The sequence below is a fragment of the Paenarthrobacter sp. YAF11_1 genome (genome assembly GCF_052113445.1).
Taxonomy (GTDB): domain Bacteria; phylum Actinomycetota; class Actinomycetes; order Actinomycetales; family Micrococcaceae; genus Arthrobacter.
The window spans coordinates 1-434 of the sequence record NZ_JBFRDF010000041.1; the positions used below are offsets into that span (position 1 = coordinate 1).

A 434-nucleotide genomic window follows, 5' to 3' on the forward strand; every position below is an offset into this window, starting at 1 on the left:
AAATTGGATCGTTTTAGCCGCAATCTACTCGATCTGCTTCAGACCATTCATTTTCTGAGCGGCCACGATTGCAGTTACGTCTCCGCATCTGAGAGTTTTGATACGTCGACTGCGGTTGGCAGGATGACGCTGCAGTTGCTGGGTACATTCGCAGAGTTTGAACGTGAGCGGACCAGTGAGCGCGTGAAAGATAATATGCTTTCGCTTGCCAAAAATACGGATAAGGCCCTTACAAAACCATGCTATGGCTACAATATTGAAGATGGACGGTACGTAATAGATGAAGCAGAGGCAGAAAATGTACAGTTCATGTTTGATCTAGCAGAGCAAGGACACGGACACAGAATGATCGCCAAATTTTTAAATGAAAAAGGAGTATTCACTAAGAAAGGAAAGCTGTGGGACCAAATTAATGTAAAACGTCTCATGTACAC

Annotated in this window: 1 protein-coding gene; it reads left to right on the forward strand. The window is 44.0% G+C overall.

Going from position 1 to position 434, the window contains the following annotated elements:
* Positions 1–434, forward strand: a 434-nt coding sequence (locus tag AB4Y77_RS22980; protein WP_442015465.1) for a recombinase family protein, incomplete at both ends; no start/stop codon positions are given.